Here is an 18,401-nt window from a genome sequence, read left to right on the forward strand (position 1 = left end):
CTTATTAAGGTGAAAATCTGCTCGTCTTCCGAAAGTACTCACAATTTAGCGCTTTAGCATATACGAAATATCCAATTCCTTATAAGCTGGCATCATTTTTTTGCAATACTATTCGCACAAGACTCGCAGATTTTTAGTTTATAAAACTCAAATAACGTTAATCTACTAATATAAAATGGGCTTTCACAAATCGGTCTGATAATACAACTAAACGATCAGATGGTTGTAAGTCAGATGGCTGAATAACTTTACCTGCTTTTATAAGTGTTGCTTGGTCGACATTCATATCAATCATTTCCCCAGCTTCATACCAACGACCATCTTGCCATTGACTAACACTCTTAACATTAATAACAGCTGGATAAGTCGATTTCACAGATTGCAGCTTACCTGTCAGCATTAAAGGCGCAACTGGTTTAGCATTATTCAGTATATGAAGAGCCTGTACATGGCCATCTTTTACATAGAAATAGCCATAATCCCCTTCAAATAAGTGAAGCTCAATATCTGGCATTATACTATAAGTTCTGTTTACATCATCAACCTTTGCCTTTGTTGAATTACTAACAGAAAGTACAGTATGATCTGTATTCTTGAATACATTCGATTCGATCTTCATTGCATCGTCAATTTCAATTAAATAGCCATCAGCTTGTGATAAACGTCCATAATATAATTCATGTCCCGATAAGTTTGGTGACATAAAACTATCACTTGTCACTTGTACTACCTGTGCATAATGATCACGAGTAGAACCATCAGCAATAACAAAGGCTGTACCATAGGCCATTAATCCAGTAGGTTCAATTAAACGACCATTCCGAATTAAAATCGTGCCATTATGGAAGTACATTGTACCTGCAGATTTTAGTTTTAAAAGTTGATAGTCTGTATCAACAGATAGCATTGGTTCATAATAAGTTCGCTCATTGTTTTTCAAGACAACAATCTTCTCAATCACTTCTTTACCAAATTGCTTAACTGTCGCATAGTATGCTTCGCTTCCAATATAGTTTTTCAACTGACCTTTATCAACCTTGGTATTTCCAACATAAATCGGTACTTTTGAGGTGAAATCCATTGTTGAAAGAGCCGTTGTTGCTTGTGAACCAAATTGCCAGTTTACAAAGGCATTTTGATTTTTCACTGTTAATTTATTTGCATTGGGATTGACAGACTGTATTTCACCTTTGTATAAGTTTTCAACTAATGTACCAGTTTCACTTATTTCTATTTTCGTCACAATAGATGTGTTTCGATTTTTAAAATTAAGCTTAACCCGATCCCCAACGTACAGCGCACTAATATCAACTGCTGAAGAGCTTTTTTGATAGCTCGTCTCCTTATTTATATAGTAGGTTGTTTCCACTCCAACATCTGGCTTCAACATAATGTATAAACCATTTGGATCAATACTAGTGACTACACCAGCTGTTGTTTTAGCACTTCCCACGGTCGATGGACTATTAGAATCAACTGCGGCACCTGGGGCATTAGAAGTACCTCGAAGCTCAACAACACTGCGAAGGGAAATTTCTGCTTCTACTTCCATCCCCATTTTAAAGCCTTCAATGGTTGTAGACGTTTTATTAATAAATAAACGAGTATTGTTATCAATATTGTAGGTAATTGTTCGACCACTTGCATTTTGCAGGGTAATTTTACTAAGCTTTTTTTCTATTACTCCGTTTGGATTTGCATATTCTGTAAATGTTACATCAACAAAGGTTGCTGTCACCATTTGAGCAGCTTTAGCTGTTTGACCTGATGAAAATCCGAGAACCGCAAGTAATAGAATGAGTAGTATGTATGGGATCTTCTTCAACAAATCCCGCCTCCTTAAAATATGTCATTAATAAATAGTATATCGTATTATTGGTAGTTTTTCCTATCCAAAAATTACATTTTAGCGCATTGCACTTTCTGTTTAAAGCTACCCTATTAAACATAAGAGGTAGCTTTCAATTTCAAGCTACCTTGCCTTCATCATACTTGAATGTCAATTGTATGTCCTGCTGTTGGATGTGGAGCATCTAACATTTCAACTAACTGTTCTGTATTTTGTTGTTGCATCTCCATTGCTTGCTTTGTTACAGCTAGAGATACATTTTGCATTAAAGTTGCTTGATTCATTGCAATTGATAAAGCTGCGATATCCATTTTGTCCACCTCCTATCTAATTTATCGGTCAAATGTGACATTCATCAAGCGATTTCTCCATTTTTCTCTATAACTTTCGTATATGGAACAAATCATTAGTGCCTTGTTTGTTGCTGTCTCTTTATTAGCTCCAAGCTTTCGAACATATCGACATTATTGATGGCTTTCACTAAAGGATAAAAATAAAAAAACATCTACTGTCCTAAATATTAGACGCAATAGATGTTTTTAAATTACATTTTATTTTCGATAGTACGCCAAGCTTCTTCAAAGCCAATTCCTTTTTCTGAAGAAAAGACAATAAGAGGATCATTTTTCTCCATATTCAGCGTTTCTTTTACTACCTTTTTATGCTTATCCCATTTACCTTTCGGAATTTTATCTGCTTTTGTAGCAATAACAATACACGGAATATTGTAATGCTTTAAAAAATCATACATCATACAATCATCAGCTGTAGGAGGATGTCGTAAATCAACAATTTGTACGACCGCCTTTAATTCTTGACGCCCTGTGATATAGCGCTCAATCATTTTTCCCCATGCTTCTCGCTCAGTCTTCGAAACTTTAGCATAGCCATAGCCCGGAACATCTACAAAAAATAACTGTTCTTCGATTTTATAAAAATTCAGGGTTTGTGTTTTCCCAGGCTTAGAAGAAATACGTGCTAATGCTTTGCGCCCAATCATTCGATTAATGAAGGAAGATTTCCCTACATTAGAACGACCGGCTAATGCAAATTCTGGCAGTCCATCTTCTGGATATTGGTCTGGTCTTACCGCACTTATGACCATTTCTACGTTATGGACTTTCATTTTCTTAAAAACCTCCGTCAAGTGCATAGGCTAATACTTCATCAGCCGATGACACTAGTTTAAATGTAAGTTGCTCGCGTACACTTTCAGGAATATCCTCAATATCTCGCTCATTATCCATTGGGCAAATAATTGTCGTTAAGCCTGCACGATGAGCACTAAGAGTTTTTTCCTTTAGACCACCAATTGGTAGTACACGACCACGTAATGTGATTTCACCTGTCATGCCAACTTCACGGCGTATCGGACGATGTAAAATAGCAGAAACAATTGCTGTTGCCATTGTAATACCAGCAGATGGGCCATCTTTTGGCACAGCCCCTTCTGGAACGTGAATATGAATATCATGTGTTTCAAAATATTCCGCATCCACCTCTAGCTCTTCCATTTTTGTACGGACGTAAGATAAAGCTGTTTGAGCAGATTCTTTCATGACATCACCGAGCTTCCCAGTTAGCTGCAATTTTCCTTTACCAGGTGTTAATGATACCTCGATTTGTAGTGTATCACCGCCAACTGTCGTATAGGCAAGTCCAGTAGCCACTCCAACTTGGTTTTCTTTCTCTGCTTGCCCATAACGGAAGCGATGTTTGCCAAGTAACTCTTCTAGTGATTTCGAGTTAACTGTTACCCGTTTTTTCTCACCAGAAACAATGATTTTTGCAATTTTACGGCAAAGTGTTGCTATTTGACGCTCAAGTCCACGTACACCTGCTTCACGTGTATAATAACGGATAATATCTAATACCGCTTCATCCTTAATAATAATCTGAGTCTTTTTCAGGCCATGCTCTTTTAATTGCTTTGGTATTAAATGGTTTTTTGTAATCTGTGCCTTTTCGATTTCTGTATAGCCAGCAATTGAAATAACTTCCATACGATCAAGTAATGGTCCAGGAATTGTACTTAAATCATTGGCTGTTGCAATAAATAATACATTCGATAAATCATATGGCTCCTCGATGTAATGATCACTAAATGTATTGTTTTGCGCTGGATCTAGAACTTCTAGCATTGCTGCTGCAGGATCCCCCCTGAAGTCATTAGACATTTTATCAATTTCATCGAGTAAGAAAACCGGATTAATTGTCCCTGCCTTTTTCATACCTTGAATAATACGACCTGGCATTGCCCCGACATACGTACGACGATGACCACGAATTTCTGATTCGTCACGTACCCCACCTAACGAAATACGAATAAATTTTCGATCCAAGCTTTCTGCAATAGATCGAGCTAAGGACGTTTTACCTACACCTGGGGGGCCAGCCAAACATAATATTGGTCCACGTAACGATTTTTTTAACTGACGTACAGCTAAATATTCTAATATACGTTCTTTTACTTTTTCTAATCCGTCATGGTCACGATTTAAAATATCCTCTGCATGTGCGATATTCATGCGATCCTCAGTAGCATTTGTCCATGGTAATGATACAATCCAATCAATATAGTTTCGGATTACACCACTCTCTGCACTAGCTGCTGGTAACTTCTCATAGCGATCCAACTCTTTAAGCACTGCTTCTTTTGTTGAATCTGGCATCCCTGTTTCATCAATACGCTTACGTAATTCAGCCACTTCGCCAGTTTTTCCTTCACGATCTCCTAGCTCCGTTTGAATAGCTTTCATTTGTTCACGTAAATAGTATTCTTTTTGCGTACGCTCCATTGATTGCTTCACTTTTGTATTGATCTTCTTTTCAAGATCAAGCACTTCTTGCTCATCATGTAAACGAATAATTAAATGATCCAAACGTTTCTTTACACTGAGCATCTCCAATACTTCTTGTTTGTCAGCAATCTTAAATGGCAAATGCGATGCAATGATGTCAGCTAAACGACCTGGATCTTCAATATCTGCCACAGTACTAATGGTTTCAGATGTAATCTTATTAGAGGCTTTCGCGTATCTTTCGAAATACGTTAACAACGTACGCATTAAAGCCTGTGTTTCAACATCCCTAGCTATTGTCTCCTCTTTCACATCGATGTCAACAACCGTATATTTTTCTAATGCTCGATAGTTAGACCATGATGCACGTGCTACACCTTCCACTAAAATACGAAGTGTTCCATTTGGTAACTTTAGCATTTGCTTGACATATGCAATCGTACCAATCGTATATAAATCTTGCTCTTCTGGCTGTTCATCATGCATTTCTTTTTGTGTTACCAATAAAATCAATTGGTCCTCTAACATTGCTTGTTCCAGCGCCGCTACAGAACGATTTCTACCCACATCAATATGTAACACCATCGACGGGTATACTAAGAGTCCACGTAAAGGCAATAATGGTACATTTGTTGTTTTTTGTATTGTCACCATGCGGGTATTCACCTCCGTCAAAATTTTCTTGTTTACATCCCGCGCTACTAGTATGTGTCTAAAAAGCCGATTCACACTAGCTAATCAAACGAGCCAAAAATTTCATCTAGTTACAGATGGCTTTATGTATGAATGAATAAAAAGCTGACTGTCGATATGTGCGAACTGCACAATCGAAGTCAGCTAAATTACTCTTTCTCTCATAACAATAGACAGCTATGTCTGTTTGTTATGCTGAAGTTTTTGTGTCGCTACCTTCATCGAGTTCAGTGCCATCTTCAAGAAGCAATTTCGGTTTTTCTTTATCCGTAATTGTTTTTGCCGTAATGATACATTTTTTCACGTCTTCACGTGAAGGTAGTTCGTACATTACATCAAGCATTGTTGACTCAATAATTGAACGAAGACCACGTGCACCCGTTTTACGTTCAATTGCTTCTTTTGCAATTTCAGCAAGGGCTCCTTCATCAAACTCAAGCTCAACACCATCTAGTTCAAGCATTTTTTGATATTGCTTAGCCAGCGCATTTTTAGGCTCCGTTAAAATTTGTACAAGCGCAGCTTCGTTTAATTGTTCTAGGCTTGCAAGTACTGGTAATCGACCGATGAATTCCGGTATAAGACCAAATTTCAACAAATCTTCTGGAATTAGTTTTGCCATAATCGATCCTTCATCCACATCTATCTTGTTTGGATCTGAACCAAAGCCAATTACTTTTTCACCTTGGCGACGTTTAATAATGGATTCAATTCCATCAAATGCTCCACCTACAATGAATAAAATATTTGTTGTATCTATTTGTAAAAACTCTTGATGAGGATGCTTACGCCCGCCTTGTGGTGGAACACTTGCAACTGTACCTTCTAAAATTTTAAGGAGTGCTTGCTGTACACCTTCACCAGATACATCACGTGTAATAGATGGATTTTCAGATTTACGTGCAACTTTATCGATTTCATCAATATAGATTATACCTTTTTCAGCACGCTCAATATCGTAATCTGCTGATTGAATTAATTTTAATAAGATATTTTCAACGTCCTCACCAACATAACCTGCTTCTGTAAGAGAAGTAGCGTCTGCAATTGCAAAAGGAACGTTTAATATACGTGCCAAAGTTTGGGCTAATAAAGTTTTCCCGCTTCCAGTTGGGCCGATTAACACAATGTTCGATTTTGCTAATTCAACATCATCAATTTTGCTATTTGTATTGATGCGTTTGTAGTGATTGTAAACCGCAACTGCTAAAGCTTTTTTAGCACGCTCTTGTCCAATTACATACTCATCTAAAATCGTTAAGATTTCTTTCGGCTTTGGAATATCTTGGAATTCAATTTCCTCTTCAACGCCTAGCTCCTCTACAACGATTTCTGAACAAAGCTCGATACATTCATCACAAATATAAACACCTGGTCCTGCAACTAATTTACGTACTTGTTCCTGTGGTTTTCCACAGAAAGAGCATTTTAAATTGCCTTTTTCATCATTAAATTTGAACAATATGTTTCACCCCTATTCAAGCAACAATCTTACAAGATTATTGAATCTTTATCAAATAAATTGTCTGCGTCATTTAAACCCCAGCGATTATGCTTCGTAATTTTAAAAAAACTTAAGATATCTCTAGTATAGATAAACTTACATTTATTGCAAAGATACCAATTATCTAATTGCTTTGATTTTTCGCCATATGAAGACTCACTTTTCCCTCTTCAATTTGTTCATGGCTTTAAAAGTTATAGAGCCTTTTTGAAATCTACTACATTTTCCCAGAGGCTTAACCTCATTCAGAAGAGAACATGTTTAAAGACGCTGAATGAAGTTAAAATTTAGCATCGTGTGAAAAGTCAAACAACACTATGTATATGAGATTTATAAGCGGTTCCTATACCCCATTTAAAAATAGTCTTTTTTTGGCAGATATTTTTTATGGTGAATTGATTGTAACTCTTTCAACATAATTACTGTGGAAATGAATATTAAAGAGGGTTAGGCATTAACCTAAACTAAAATATATGTGATAAAACAAGGCACGGTTTAATGCCGTACCTTGTTTTTCAGCTAACTATCAAGTTACAAAAAAATCTTATTCAGTAATTTTAGCGTTTTCTACTAAAAATTCAACTGTTTTTTGAATTTTAATGTCGTTTTCAAGAACAGCAGTACCGCCTAATGCGCCTGTAATTTGCTCTTTAGTCATGTTAAATTGAGCAGCCATTTTTTCTAATTCAGCTTCGATATCAGCTTCGGTTGCTTCAATTTTCTCTGCTTCAGCAATAGCTTCAAGTGTTAAAGATACGCGTACACGGCTCTCCGCTTCTTCTTTCATTTGTCCACGTAAATCTTCTTCTGATTGACCTGAGAATTGATAGTAAAGGTCTAAGTTCATGCCTTGCATTTGTAGACGTTGACCAAATTCTTGTAACATACGATCAGTTTCAGAGTTAATCATACCAGCTGGTACTTCGAATTCTGCATTGTCAGCAGCTTTTTCTACTAATTCATCACGAAGAGTTGCATCTGATTCTGCTTGTTTTTGAGTAGCAGTTTGCTCTTTGATTTTAGCGCGTAAAGCTTCAACGCCTTCAACTTCTGGATCTAATTCTTTAGCGAATTCATCGTTTAATTCTGGAAGTACTTTTGTTTTAACTTCTTTAACAGTTACTTTGAAAGTAGCTTCTTTACCAGCTAATTCAGCAGCATGATATTCTTCTGGGAAAGTAACAACCACATCTTTTGATTCGCCAGCTTTCACACCCACAAGTTGCTCTTCAAAGCCAGGGATGAATGAACCTGAACCAATTTCTAGTGGATAGTCTTCACCTTTACCACCTTCAAATGCTTCTTCACCTACGAAACCTTCAAAATCGATAGTAGCAGTATCGCCTTCTACGATTGCTTCGTCTTCTTTAATTTCTAGCTCAGCTTTACGAGCTAATTGGTCTTGAATTTGTGCTTCTACTTCTTCGTCAGTTACATCCACTGGAAGTTTCGCAACTTCTAACCCTTTGTACTCACCAAGTTTTGGCTCTGGTTTAACAGTTACTTGAGCTGTGAATGAGAAATCTTGACCATGTACGAAGTTTTCTGTACCAGAGATTTCTGGATAGTCAACTGGCATAATACCCGCTTCATCGATAGCTTTTGCATAAGAATCAGGAACGATGATTTCTAATGCATCTTGGTATAAAGATTCAATACCAAAGCGTTGTTCAAACATTTTACGAGGCATTTTACCTTTACGGAAACCTGGTACGTTAATTTGTTTAACAACTTTTTTGAATGCTTGATCCATTGCTGCGTCTACTTCTGCAGCAGATACTTCGATTGTAAGAGTACCGATATTACCTTCTTGTTTTTCCCATTTTGCTGACATGTATAAATACCTCCAAATAAATAATCAAGTTAAATGTTAGACAATTCTTTCGTAACTACGATTTTGACAACCATTTTAGTATAACATAGATGCGTATAGTTTCAACTTATTTCATACTTCATGTAGTTCTGTTAGTTTTTCTAACATTTGTAAAAAGTCGATGATTTCATAGTCCATTTCCTGCACTTTTCCAAGCATAGATTGTACAAAATCAATGTAACTATAGGCAATATCATCGGCTTCAAATGGATGCCATTCAAACGGATACGTTACAATGGCATGTTTCGCCATTAAATATTGTACCATCTCCAACGTTGATGGGTCTTGCTCTAATTTATCTTCAATTACTTTTTTCACTGCTCTATATTGAGGCAACTGATTTGGTAACACTAATTTAGTAGGATTAATCATCATTGTTTGATCAAATTTGGAGACAGTAATGTCAACTGACACCTCTTGTTCCACTAATAATATAAGTGCTAAACTCTGAACAAATGGATGAATTGTTGAACATTCAATAATAGCTTTCAAAGGTGACTTTAATTGACGCACATTTGTATCCATTAAGCGATGCAATCGAATAGACTGTTCATCCGGTGTTAATTCACTAAATTTCGTTAGCTCATATTCTTGCTCCTCTAAAATTTGCTGAGCATCTTCTTGTTTTCGAATATTTCTAGCAACTTCTCGATTCAGGTTTCTCAAACGTTCAAATTTCTCAAGCTGCTCTACCGGAAGTACATTTTCTTCAAGTAATGTCGAAATTAACGACTCCACTTGATGGTATTCCTTTAACTGCATACATACAGTAATATACAGTTCCATAATTTCGACATACAATGTTGTACCCATAGCCAGTAGTTGTTCACAAATATTTCTAGCTTTGTCGTACGCCTTTGTTTCATATAAAGCGTATGCATATGCACTTAATGCTAATTCATCTCCTGCTTCATATAAAAATGCTTTTTCAAAGCTTGCTATAGCCTCTTCATATTGGTAATTTTCCGCATACATATGTCCTTCACGTATCAATGTCTGAACAGCACCTGGAAAAACAACAATATTGTCATGTTTTATAACATGCCGTTTTCGCTTTGTCATTTTTCTCACCTCTTTACCACTAATTCTCTTATTGGATTATCTACAAAAAAATTGGTTCCTAACCATAAATCGGGTTTCTACTGGATATGTTAACCAAAATCAACAATTAGACTTCTGCTGAAAGAAGTTAAAACCTACTTTTTTAATAAAAAACTATTGCTTTCATATTCATATTTTGTAATAAATTGTATTATAATTAATAATATCTATCATTTATTACTAAATTGCAGGCACCTATCCTCGTCTGCAATCAAGAAAACAAGTTCTTCACAAGGAGTGGAATACATGCAATTAATGGATACAGTTAGTGAATTTGATAGTCACATCTCTCCAACTTTTGAGTCACTATCAATTAAAGTTGTTTCATTTTCTACTGCGGATGGTCCACATCAGGAGGATTATCCGATAGAATTCGAATTACTTACACGTACAAAAATTGATTTTTATACTCAAGAAGCCATCACGCATATTATTAGTATCCAAGGTAACATTCCTGGATCCATATCAATAGGACACCAATATGAGTCACTTTTTATTATTCCCCAAAGTGTGCATATTGAATGCGACTATAAGCTTCTAAGTATCGACAAAAAAGATATGGAACGAATCTTACAGCATCCCCAACCTAATCTCCATTACAGCGAGTGGTTAATTGATGCCATTAAAAATGCAAATCTTCTTGTAGAATTAGAAACAAATCAACATACAGTTACTGAATGGCCACTTGGGATTAAATCGGCTGTTATCTTCTAGATCAATTATGCCTCGGCATAATTGTAGCTGCCGCTTCGCTTTATTTCCTGAAAGAAGTTATAACGAGACATACTTATATAGGTATGTCTTTTTAGCTTGTCCTATTTGTTGCGTATCTATCATATCAACTTTCTATAGAATCTGGAATTCCTATTGTAAATATGCTCCTATATCACTAGAAAACATCTCAAATCAACAATTTTATTGCGAAAAGGCGCTATAATGAAAATACTTAGCTCCAAATAAGCATTTTACTATACCTGTGCATTGTAAAAAATATAACAGCAAAGGAAGTATACTTATGAGTACATGGTGGAATCTTGCTCATTTAGGAGAACTCACTTTTTTTCGGGGGAATTACGTATGAATATTAAAGAAGCATTACAATCATTTTCAACTATGACGCTTCCAGCACGTCAAGAATTTATGTTAAAAGAGGGCGATTGGCTGTTGCAAGAAATGTTAAACCACATTGGCTCAACAGACGCACAGTTACGTGACCAACTAATTTATCGTACATTTATGGATTTACTTAGTGACAATTTACTGAGCACACAACAGCTTCAATTTTTATTTGATACAGCAACAGACGAAAATTTTTTATATCTCCATATAGGTGAAGATATTTCAGATAACGTCTTTACACGATCATTCTCTGCTTTATTGGTGGCAAATATACTCGCCAAGGATGCTGAACTACTAATATTAGATGACGATTGTCTACAAACTTTCTTTCAAAAGATTGGCCGTTATTTATTATTGGAAAAAGATACAAGAGGTCATGTTCAAGATAAAGGGTGGGCACACAGTATTGCACATGGCGCTGATTTAGCAGCAATAACAATTAAACATCCTAAATTTGATCTACAACATGCACCTTTAATCTTGCATGCATTAAAGCTAGTTACTTGGAAGAATACAGTCTATGTGAATGATGAGGAAGAACGCCTAGTTAATATTATTGAAGCATTGTTGGTACGTAACTACTCTGAGGAAGCATTAATAGAATTTACTGAGCAAGTTTTCGATAAATTTGAAATGCATTTAATAACGCAAGGCTACAATGAAAGCTTTTTTAGCGGCCGTACCTGTACCCTAAATTTAATGAAAACATTGTATTTTGCCTTAAAAATGAATAACCGAGCACCAAAACTTCAAAATGCTATCTATGGACAAGTAGCAAAATGGCTAAAGCTCGGGGCTTAAATTCACGTAAAACTCAGCATCTTCCTACTTGGCGACATCTATCTTCTCTTCTATAACAAAAATAGCAAGCTAGGGACATCCTTAGCTTGCTATTTTTACTTTTCAAGCAAAATATAGTTATCCTAAAATTTGGTTATTTATGAAAGTATGTAATTATATTAACATAATTAATACCAACTTCCATTTTACCCCTTTACATAAAATCCATACATTGAAAATTTATCCTGAAGTATCCTAAAAACTATACTCCAAGTACTCTTTTTTTCAAAAAAACGCAACTAAAATGTGTTCAACCCCTTAATTTAACGGCGATTTTATTACAAAATAGCGTCTAAAATGTGAAATGGATTTTTCACAAAAAAATTTATTTACTTAGGTAAAAGTGATAAACTCAGTATTTCCAACGTTTCAACAGTGTTTATTTTACAAAGCACAAAAATACCAATATTGAAATAACTTTTTTTGTTCAAAAAATGTTCATATTCGACCCCTGTTTGCTATCAAATTCATAACAAAATAATTTTTTTTCTTTAAAGCGGGGCGTATAATCCAATTTGCAAACATCGACATTTGGGTCTATCGATAAAGGCACATTGTCAAAAAGTCGATTGCACAGATCAATGGCTTTGCAAACGCTTGCACTAGACCAATTAAATACTAGATTGAATGTTTCATATTGAACCATATTGCATTGTAAGTATTTTAGATTATTTGATTGGTACACCAAATAAAAGAGGTGACATTAATACTCACTATTTGTAAATGTGAATTAAAACAAAACACATAAAATTTATGAATAGCCGCCCTATAGAAAGGAGTCAAACATGAAGAAGAAGTTAAGCTTAATGTTTGTTGCATTTGGTGCGCTTGCAATTCTTGCTGGCTGTGAACCGCTAACAATCTTTGATCCAAAAGGACCAAACGCCAAAACATTATCAGACACAATTATTTTATCCATTATTACAATGGCCTTTATATTACTAGTCGTGTATGTGCTTTTAGCATTTATGCTAACAAAATACCGTGCATCAAAAGCACCTGCCGATTATGAGCCACCTCACGAAGAGGGTAGTCATCTACTTGAAATTATATGGACAGTTATCCCTATTATCATCGTAGCATTCTTAGCAATTGTTACAGTAAGAACAACAAGTACGGTAGAGTCACAACCAGAGGGTTATGACAATAAAGAGCCACTTGTTATTTATGCATCATCCTCTAACTGGAAATGGCATTTTAGTTATCCAGAGCAAGGAATTGAAACTGTGAACTATGTAAATATTCCAGTTGACCGTCCTATTGAATTCAAACTATATTCATTCGGACCAATCACAAGTTTTTGGATTCCTCAATTAGCTGGTCAAAAATATGCGATGAGTGACATGGTAACAACTATTCACCTTGCAGCAGACGAGGTTGGCTCATTTATGGGTCGAAACTCTAACTTTAGTGGTCGTGGATTTGCCGAAATGGAATTTGAAGCTCAATCTATGTCACAAGAAGACTTCGACAAATGGGCTTCTGATGTAAAAGCAAAAGAAAAACCATTAACAGAAGAAAAATTTGATGAACTATTAAAAGCTGAACACGTTGGTCGTTCAAGCTATTCATCTACACACTTAGATTTTAGTCCTGCTCCAATGGAACATGGCGATATGAACATGTCTGAAGATGAAATGGATCACTCTAACATGAACCATGAAGATCATTCGACTGATTCACAAGAAAATTCTAAAGAAACACATTCACATTAATTTTTAAAACTGAAAGGAGCGCATCCAATGAGTATGGAAGAAGTTTTCCATCCTATGCAAGAACCGATGATTTTAGCGGCAGCTATTAGTATCGTCGTTGGAGCAGTTGTTATCGTAGCTGGCCTTACTTATTTCAAAAAATGGGGCTATTTCTATAAAAACTGGCTTTCAACCGTTGACCATAAAAAAATCGGTATTATGTATATCGCTGTAGCACTTTTAATGTTATTCCGCGGCGGTATCGATGCACTATTAATGCGTGCACAAACGGCAATTCCTGAAAACGGACTTCTTGATGCACAACATTATAATGAGATTTTTACAACACACGGTTTATTAATGATTTTATTTATGGCAATGCCATTCGTTATAGGTTTAATGAACATTGTTATTCCACTGCAAATCGGTGCACGTGACGTTGCCTTCCCACGTCTGAATGCTGTCAGCTTTTGGCTATTTGCAGCAGGTTGTGGCTTACTAAACCTATCATTTATCATTGGTGGTTCACCAGACGCTGGTTGGACAGCATACTTCCCACTGTCAGGGACAGAATTTAGTCCATCTGTTGGGAACAACTACTATTCTTTAGCTTTACAATTATCAGGGATTGGTACGTTAATGACTGGTGTTAACTTCATCGCGACAATCATTAAAATGCGTGCACCTGGTATGACATTAATGAAAATGCCAATGTTTACTTGGTCAATTTTAATTACAAACATTATTATCGTATTTGCATTCCCAGTGTTAACTGTAGCACTTGCATTAATGATGCTTGACCGTCAATTCGGTACACAATTCTTTGCCATGCAAAATGGTGGTATGGATATGCTTTGGGCCAACCTTTTCTGGGTTTGGGGACATCCTGAGGTTTATATCGTTATCCTACCTGCTTTTGGTATTTTCTCTGAAATCATTGCGACATTTTCACGTAAAAACTTATTCGGCTATAAGTCAATGGTTATGAGTATGGTTGTTATTTCGTTACTATCATTCTTAGTATGGGCCCACCACTTCTATACAATGGGTCACGGTGTAATGGTAAACAGCGTATTCTCTATTACAACAATGGCTATCGCTGTTCCGACAGGGGTTAAAATCTTTAACTGGTTGCTCACAATGAGACACGGTAAAATTCAATTTACAACTCCTATGCTTTATGCTCTTGGCTTTATTCCAATCTTCACAATTGGTGGGGTTACAGGGGTAATGCTTGCAATGGCAAGTGCTGACTATCAATATCACAATACAATGTTCTTAGTTGCCCACTTCCACTATGTATTAATTCCAGGTACAGTATTCGGTGTACTTGCAGGTTACCACTACTGGTGGCCAAAAATGTTCGGTTTCCGTTTGAATGAAAAACTAGGAAAAGCAGCTTTCTGGTTCATCGCGATTTGTTTCAACGTAACTTTCTTCCCTCTATTCATTTTAGGTTTAGATGGTTACGCTCGTCGTATGTACACTTACTCTGCTTCAACTGGCTACGGTCCATTGAACATGTTATCGTTCATCGGTGGAGTTGGTCTTGCTATCGGCTTTGCGTTGATCGTATATAACATTTACTACAGCTGGAAGCATATGCCACGTAATGAAAAAGCAGATGTTTGGGATGGCCGTACACTTGAATGGGCTACTCATTCTCCAGTACCAGAATACAACTTTGCTGTAGTTCCAACTGTAAATCGTTTAGATGAATATTGGTTCGCGAAAAAAGAAGGTCGCGATATTACAGCAGGTAAAATCGAAAAAATTCACATGCCGAACAACACAGGCACTCCATTCTGGATGAGTGGATTCTTCTTCCTTGCAGCATTCTTCGCTGTATTTAATCTATGGATTCCAGCCATCATCAGTATGTTTGGTGTATTTGGCTTTATGATTCATCGTTCATTTGAAAAAGATCATGGTCGTTACATTTCAGTTGAGGAAGTTATGGCAACTGAGAAAAGTTTGAGAGGTGATAAATAATATGAAAATCGACTCTTCACTTCCATTAGAATATAGTACAGAGGAAAATCGTCTAAAAATCTTCGGTTTCTGGATTTTCCTTGGCGCCGAAATCGTATTATTCGCCACACTATTTACAGTGTATTTTACACTTCATACTCGTACAGGTAGTGGTCCTTCTGGCGCTGAAATTTTTGAATTAACACCAGTTTTATGGGAGACATTTTTACTTTTAACAAGTAGTTTCACAATTGGTCTTGGTGTTCATGCAATGCGCATTGGCAATAAAAAAGCTATGATGGCATTTTTCATCATCACACTTCTATTAGGTCTTGGCTTCTTAGGCATTGAGATTGATGAGTTTGTCACATATGTTCATGAAGGTGCAACAATTCAAACAAGCGCATTCTTATCAGCATTAATGACTTTACTTGGTACGCACGGAGCCCACGTAACATTCGGTTTCTTCTGGGGCGTTGCAATTTTAATCCAAGTTGCAAAACGTGGCTTAAACCCACAAACGGCTAACAAAGCGTTTATCTTCTCACTGTACTGGCACTTCCTAGACGTTGTTTGGATTTTCATCTTCAGCTTCGTCTACTTGAAAGGACTGATTAGCTGATGAAGGAATTATTCCCAAAACAACATGTGATGGGCTTCGGCTTCTCACTATTACTAACAATTGTAGCCTTAGCTGTTGTTAAATTTGATATGTCTCTTAACATGGCATTTGCTATTTTACTAGTGACTGCTCTTGCGCAAGCAACAGTACAATTAGTATTATTCATGCACATCGGTGAATCTGAAGACAAGAAAACGTTATATACAACGATTCTATATTCAGTATTCGTAGGTGTTGTCACAATCATTGGTACATTATTCGCAATGATCTGGGGCTATAACTGATAAATCAAGCCGAGAAAATGACACATTTTCTCGGCTTTTTTTTCGTGAATCAATTTCATAAATCATATTTTTCGATTCTATTAACTTTTTTACTTAACAGTATTCGTTTATAATAATATGTTATTTATAAAATTAATTGAGCCACATTAGATAGTTTTTACCTATCTATTTGAAACCGTAAGTAGCTACATTGCCTGCTTCTCCGTTAGCAATAATAAAGGATCGTCTAGTCCTCCCACTGTAATAACAGGAACATCTAAAGCTCCCTTTTAATCCTCTTAAAAAAATTAATAACTTCCAATAATCGGCCGACATTAACTATATATACAAAAGGAAGGAGGATATTATTTGACGTCAAATGTGAACTTTTGGATAAACATACCTAGCCTTAAAAACAATTTTTCGACATCCAAAGAAAACTCTGTGAATGGAAGTGACTTCGCCTCTTATTTACTGAATACTAGTACAACATTAAATAATTCGAATACTTCAAACAGTGTATCATCACTATTTCCTGAGCTTGCTTATAAACATTCAGATTTGTTTAGCACTCTGTACGGGCAGTCTACTATTTCGAAAACACCAACAATGTCCGATTATTTACAAAACACTTTCCAAGCTCAGCAATTAAAAACCTTGGCTACTGCAAAGGATAAGCTTCAAGCCGAAATGTCATCCTTTGCTACAACCATCAATGAAAAAAACTCACTCGCCGAACAACATAAGCTTTTAACAATGAAAAACAATATCGCCGCATTAAATATTTTCCTAAACAATGCGACAGCAAAGCAAAATTATTTGAACCTCCAAGCGAGTAGCACTTCTGCTGGCAATGGCTTACTGCCTTGGATGTCAGCATCATCTGCATTATCGCAATACTTGCTATTAAAAAATAGCTAGTACATAGGGTTAACTAGTCAACAACTGTTACGGGTTAAGCTCCCTTTCTTGTTACACACACTTTACATTTCATGATGTTCAATAATTTTTTTTAAAATAACGAAACTTTTCCACTATTACCACGTATATTAGTAGATAGTGCTTTTTTTACCAAGAATAGGAGATGAAAGTAATGAACAAATTTTTTAAAGTTTTAAGTGTTGGAGCATTAGCACTGACTCTAGCAGCTTGTAACAGTAGCGCTACCCCAACGAAGGATACAACTAAGACAAGTTCACTCACTTTAGAGCAAGTGTATGACAAGGCTATAAATCGCCAAGCAGACATTAAAAGCATGAGTGCAAATATGGATATGTCACAAGTAACTAAAGTACAATCAGGTGAAGAATCTATGGAGTTTGCCGTTGATTCCAAGATGGAGATGGATGTCATTATCGATCCACTTGCTATGCACTTATCAGGCACAATGACAATGCCAAATATGTCTGGACAAGATGCTAACAAAATGGAAATGCCAATAGATATGTATATGAAGCAAGATCAAGGCTTTTTCATGAAGGACATCACTACTGATAGTTGGTTAAAATTATCAAGTGAGGAGTTTGACGCTATTTTAGATCAAACAGCTTCATCTGCAGACGCTAAAGAACAATTACAACAGCTTAAAAAGTTTATTGAAGATTTTAAGTTCGAGCAAACTGATGATGCGTATGTCTTAACGTTGGAAGCAAAAGGTGGTCGTTTTAAAGAGCTAATTAATTCTGAAGTTACTAAATCAATGCAAGAGCTTGGGCTTCAAGAAAATCCTCTAGATAACTTAACAATTGATAAAGTAAACTATGTACTATACATTGATAAAGAAACTTTCGATACAAAAAAAATGGATATGAATATGGATTTAAAAATGAATGTTGAAGGCGATGAATTATCGATGAAAACAAATTCCGTAGTGACATATACTGAATTCAACCACCTAAAAACAATCGATATCCCACAAGAAATTATCGATAACGCTACTACTTATTGAATAGTAATTAAACACGGCTGTCTTCTAAGCCTTTACAAAGAAAAGGAATCTGCTTGCCTCCTCCTCTAGGAATGCACGCAGATTCTTTTTTACTTAGGATCATGTCTTCAGCTACCTTATCAC

Annotated in this window: 15 protein-coding genes; 8 read left to right on the top strand and 7 right to left on the bottom strand. The window is 36.1% G+C overall.

The features are described 5' to 3' along the window. Positions 1 to 157: 157 nt before the first annotated feature. The 7 genes from ACIQXF_RS06030 to ACIQXF_RS06060 form a co-directional block, all read right to left on the bottom strand. Positions 158 to 1,825: a hypothetical protein gene (locus ACIQXF_RS06030; protein ID WP_402780184.1), complete on the bottom strand. Its 1,668-nt coding sequence runs from the start codon at positions 1,823 to 1,825 to the stop codon at positions 158 to 160. 161 nt (positions 1,826 to 1,986) lie between these two features. Next, a complete protein-coding gene (locus ACIQXF_RS06035; RefSeq protein WP_283869002.1) occupies positions 1,987 to 2,160 on the bottom strand; it encodes a YjfB family protein in 174 nt (57 codons plus the stop codon). A 233-nt stretch (positions 2,161 to 2,393) separates the two neighbouring features. After that, positions 2,394 to 2,975: a ribosome biogenesis GTP-binding protein YihA/YsxC gene (yihA, locus tag ACIQXF_RS06040; protein ID WP_402780186.1), complete on the bottom strand. Its 582-nt coding sequence runs from the start codon at positions 2,973 to 2,975 to the stop codon at positions 2,394 to 2,396. A gap of 4 nt (positions 2,976 to 2,979) precedes the next feature. Then, positions 2,980 to 5,304 carry an endopeptidase La gene (gene lon, locus ACIQXF_RS06045; protein WP_402780188.1) on the bottom strand — a complete coding sequence of 775 codons (2,325 nt, stop codon included), beginning with the start codon at positions 5,302 to 5,304 and terminating at the stop codon, positions 2,980 to 2,982. A gap of 229 nt (positions 5,305 to 5,533) precedes the next feature. Continuing rightward, complete coding sequence (gene clpX / locus ACIQXF_RS06050) at positions 5,534 to 6,805, bottom strand: ATP-dependent protease ATP-binding subunit ClpX (RefSeq protein ID WP_402780190.1); 1,272 nt, start codon at positions 6,803 to 6,805, stop codon at positions 5,534 to 5,536. Positions 6,806 to 7,391: 586 nt separating this feature from the next. After that, entirely contained in the window at positions 7,392 to 8,681 is a 1,290-nt protein-coding gene (gene tig, locus ACIQXF_RS06055; protein WP_402780192.1) for a trigger factor, read from the bottom strand. A 111-nt stretch (positions 8,682 to 8,792) separates the two neighbouring features. Next, complete coding sequence (locus ACIQXF_RS06060) at positions 8,793 to 9,782, bottom strand: DUF3196 family protein (RefSeq protein WP_402780194.1); 990 nt, start codon at positions 9,780 to 9,782, stop codon at positions 8,793 to 8,795. Between the two features lie 285 nt (positions 9,783 to 10,067). Between ACIQXF_RS06060 and ACIQXF_RS06065 the strand changes: the two genes are divergently transcribed. The 8 genes from ACIQXF_RS06065 (at position 10,068) to ACIQXF_RS06100 (ending at position 18,278) form a co-directional block, all read left to right on the top strand. Further along, a complete protein-coding gene (locus ACIQXF_RS06065; protein ID WP_402780196.1) occupies positions 10,068 to 10,535 on the top strand; it encodes a hypothetical protein in 468 nt (155 codons plus the stop codon). Between the two features lie 363 nt (positions 10,536 to 10,898). Continuing rightward, positions 10,899 to 11,741: a DUF2785 domain-containing protein gene (locus ACIQXF_RS06070; RefSeq protein WP_402780198.1), complete on the top strand. Its 843-nt coding sequence runs from the start codon at positions 10,899 to 10,901 to the stop codon at positions 11,739 to 11,741. Between the two features lie 824 nt (positions 11,742 to 12,565). Next, the gene (gene qoxA / locus ACIQXF_RS06075) at positions 12,566 to 13,495 is read left to right on the top strand and encodes a cytochrome aa3 quinol oxidase subunit II (RefSeq protein ID WP_402780200.1); all 930 of its coding nucleotides are present in this window, start codon (positions 12,566 to 12,568) and stop codon (positions 13,493 to 13,495) included. 27 nt (positions 13,496 to 13,522) lie between these two features. Next, entirely contained in the window at positions 13,523 to 15,466 is a 1,944-nt protein-coding gene (gene qoxB / locus ACIQXF_RS06080; protein ID WP_402780202.1) for a cytochrome aa3 quinol oxidase subunit I, read from the top strand. A gap of 1 nt (position 15,467) precedes the next feature. After that, positions 15,468 to 16,067: a cytochrome aa3 quinol oxidase subunit III gene (gene qoxC / locus ACIQXF_RS06085; protein WP_402780204.1), complete on the top strand. Its 600-nt coding sequence runs from the start codon at positions 15,468 to 15,470 to the stop codon at positions 16,065 to 16,067. Further along, entirely contained in the window at positions 16,067 to 16,351 is a 285-nt protein-coding gene (gene qoxD, locus ACIQXF_RS06090) for a cytochrome aa3 quinol oxidase subunit IV (RefSeq protein ID WP_402780206.1), read from the top strand. Before qoxC ends, qoxD begins: the two co-directional genes overlap by 1 nt. A 348-nt stretch (positions 16,352 to 16,699) precedes the next feature. Beyond that, positions 16,700 to 17,251: a hypothetical protein gene (locus tag ACIQXF_RS06095; RefSeq protein ID WP_402780208.1), complete on the top strand. Its 552-nt coding sequence runs from the start codon at positions 16,700 to 16,702 to the stop codon at positions 17,249 to 17,251. Between the two features lie 172 nt (positions 17,252 to 17,423). Beyond that, a complete protein-coding gene (locus ACIQXF_RS06100) occupies positions 17,424 to 18,278 on the top strand; it encodes a DUF6612 family protein (RefSeq protein WP_402780210.1) in 855 nt (284 codons plus the stop codon). Positions 18,279 to 18,401 lie beyond the last annotated feature (123 nt).

Source organism: Lysinibacillus sp. NPDC097231 (assembly GCF_044761885.1).
In the GTDB taxonomy this organism is placed as follows: domain Bacteria; phylum Bacillota; class Bacilli; order Bacillales_A; family Planococcaceae; genus Lysinibacillus.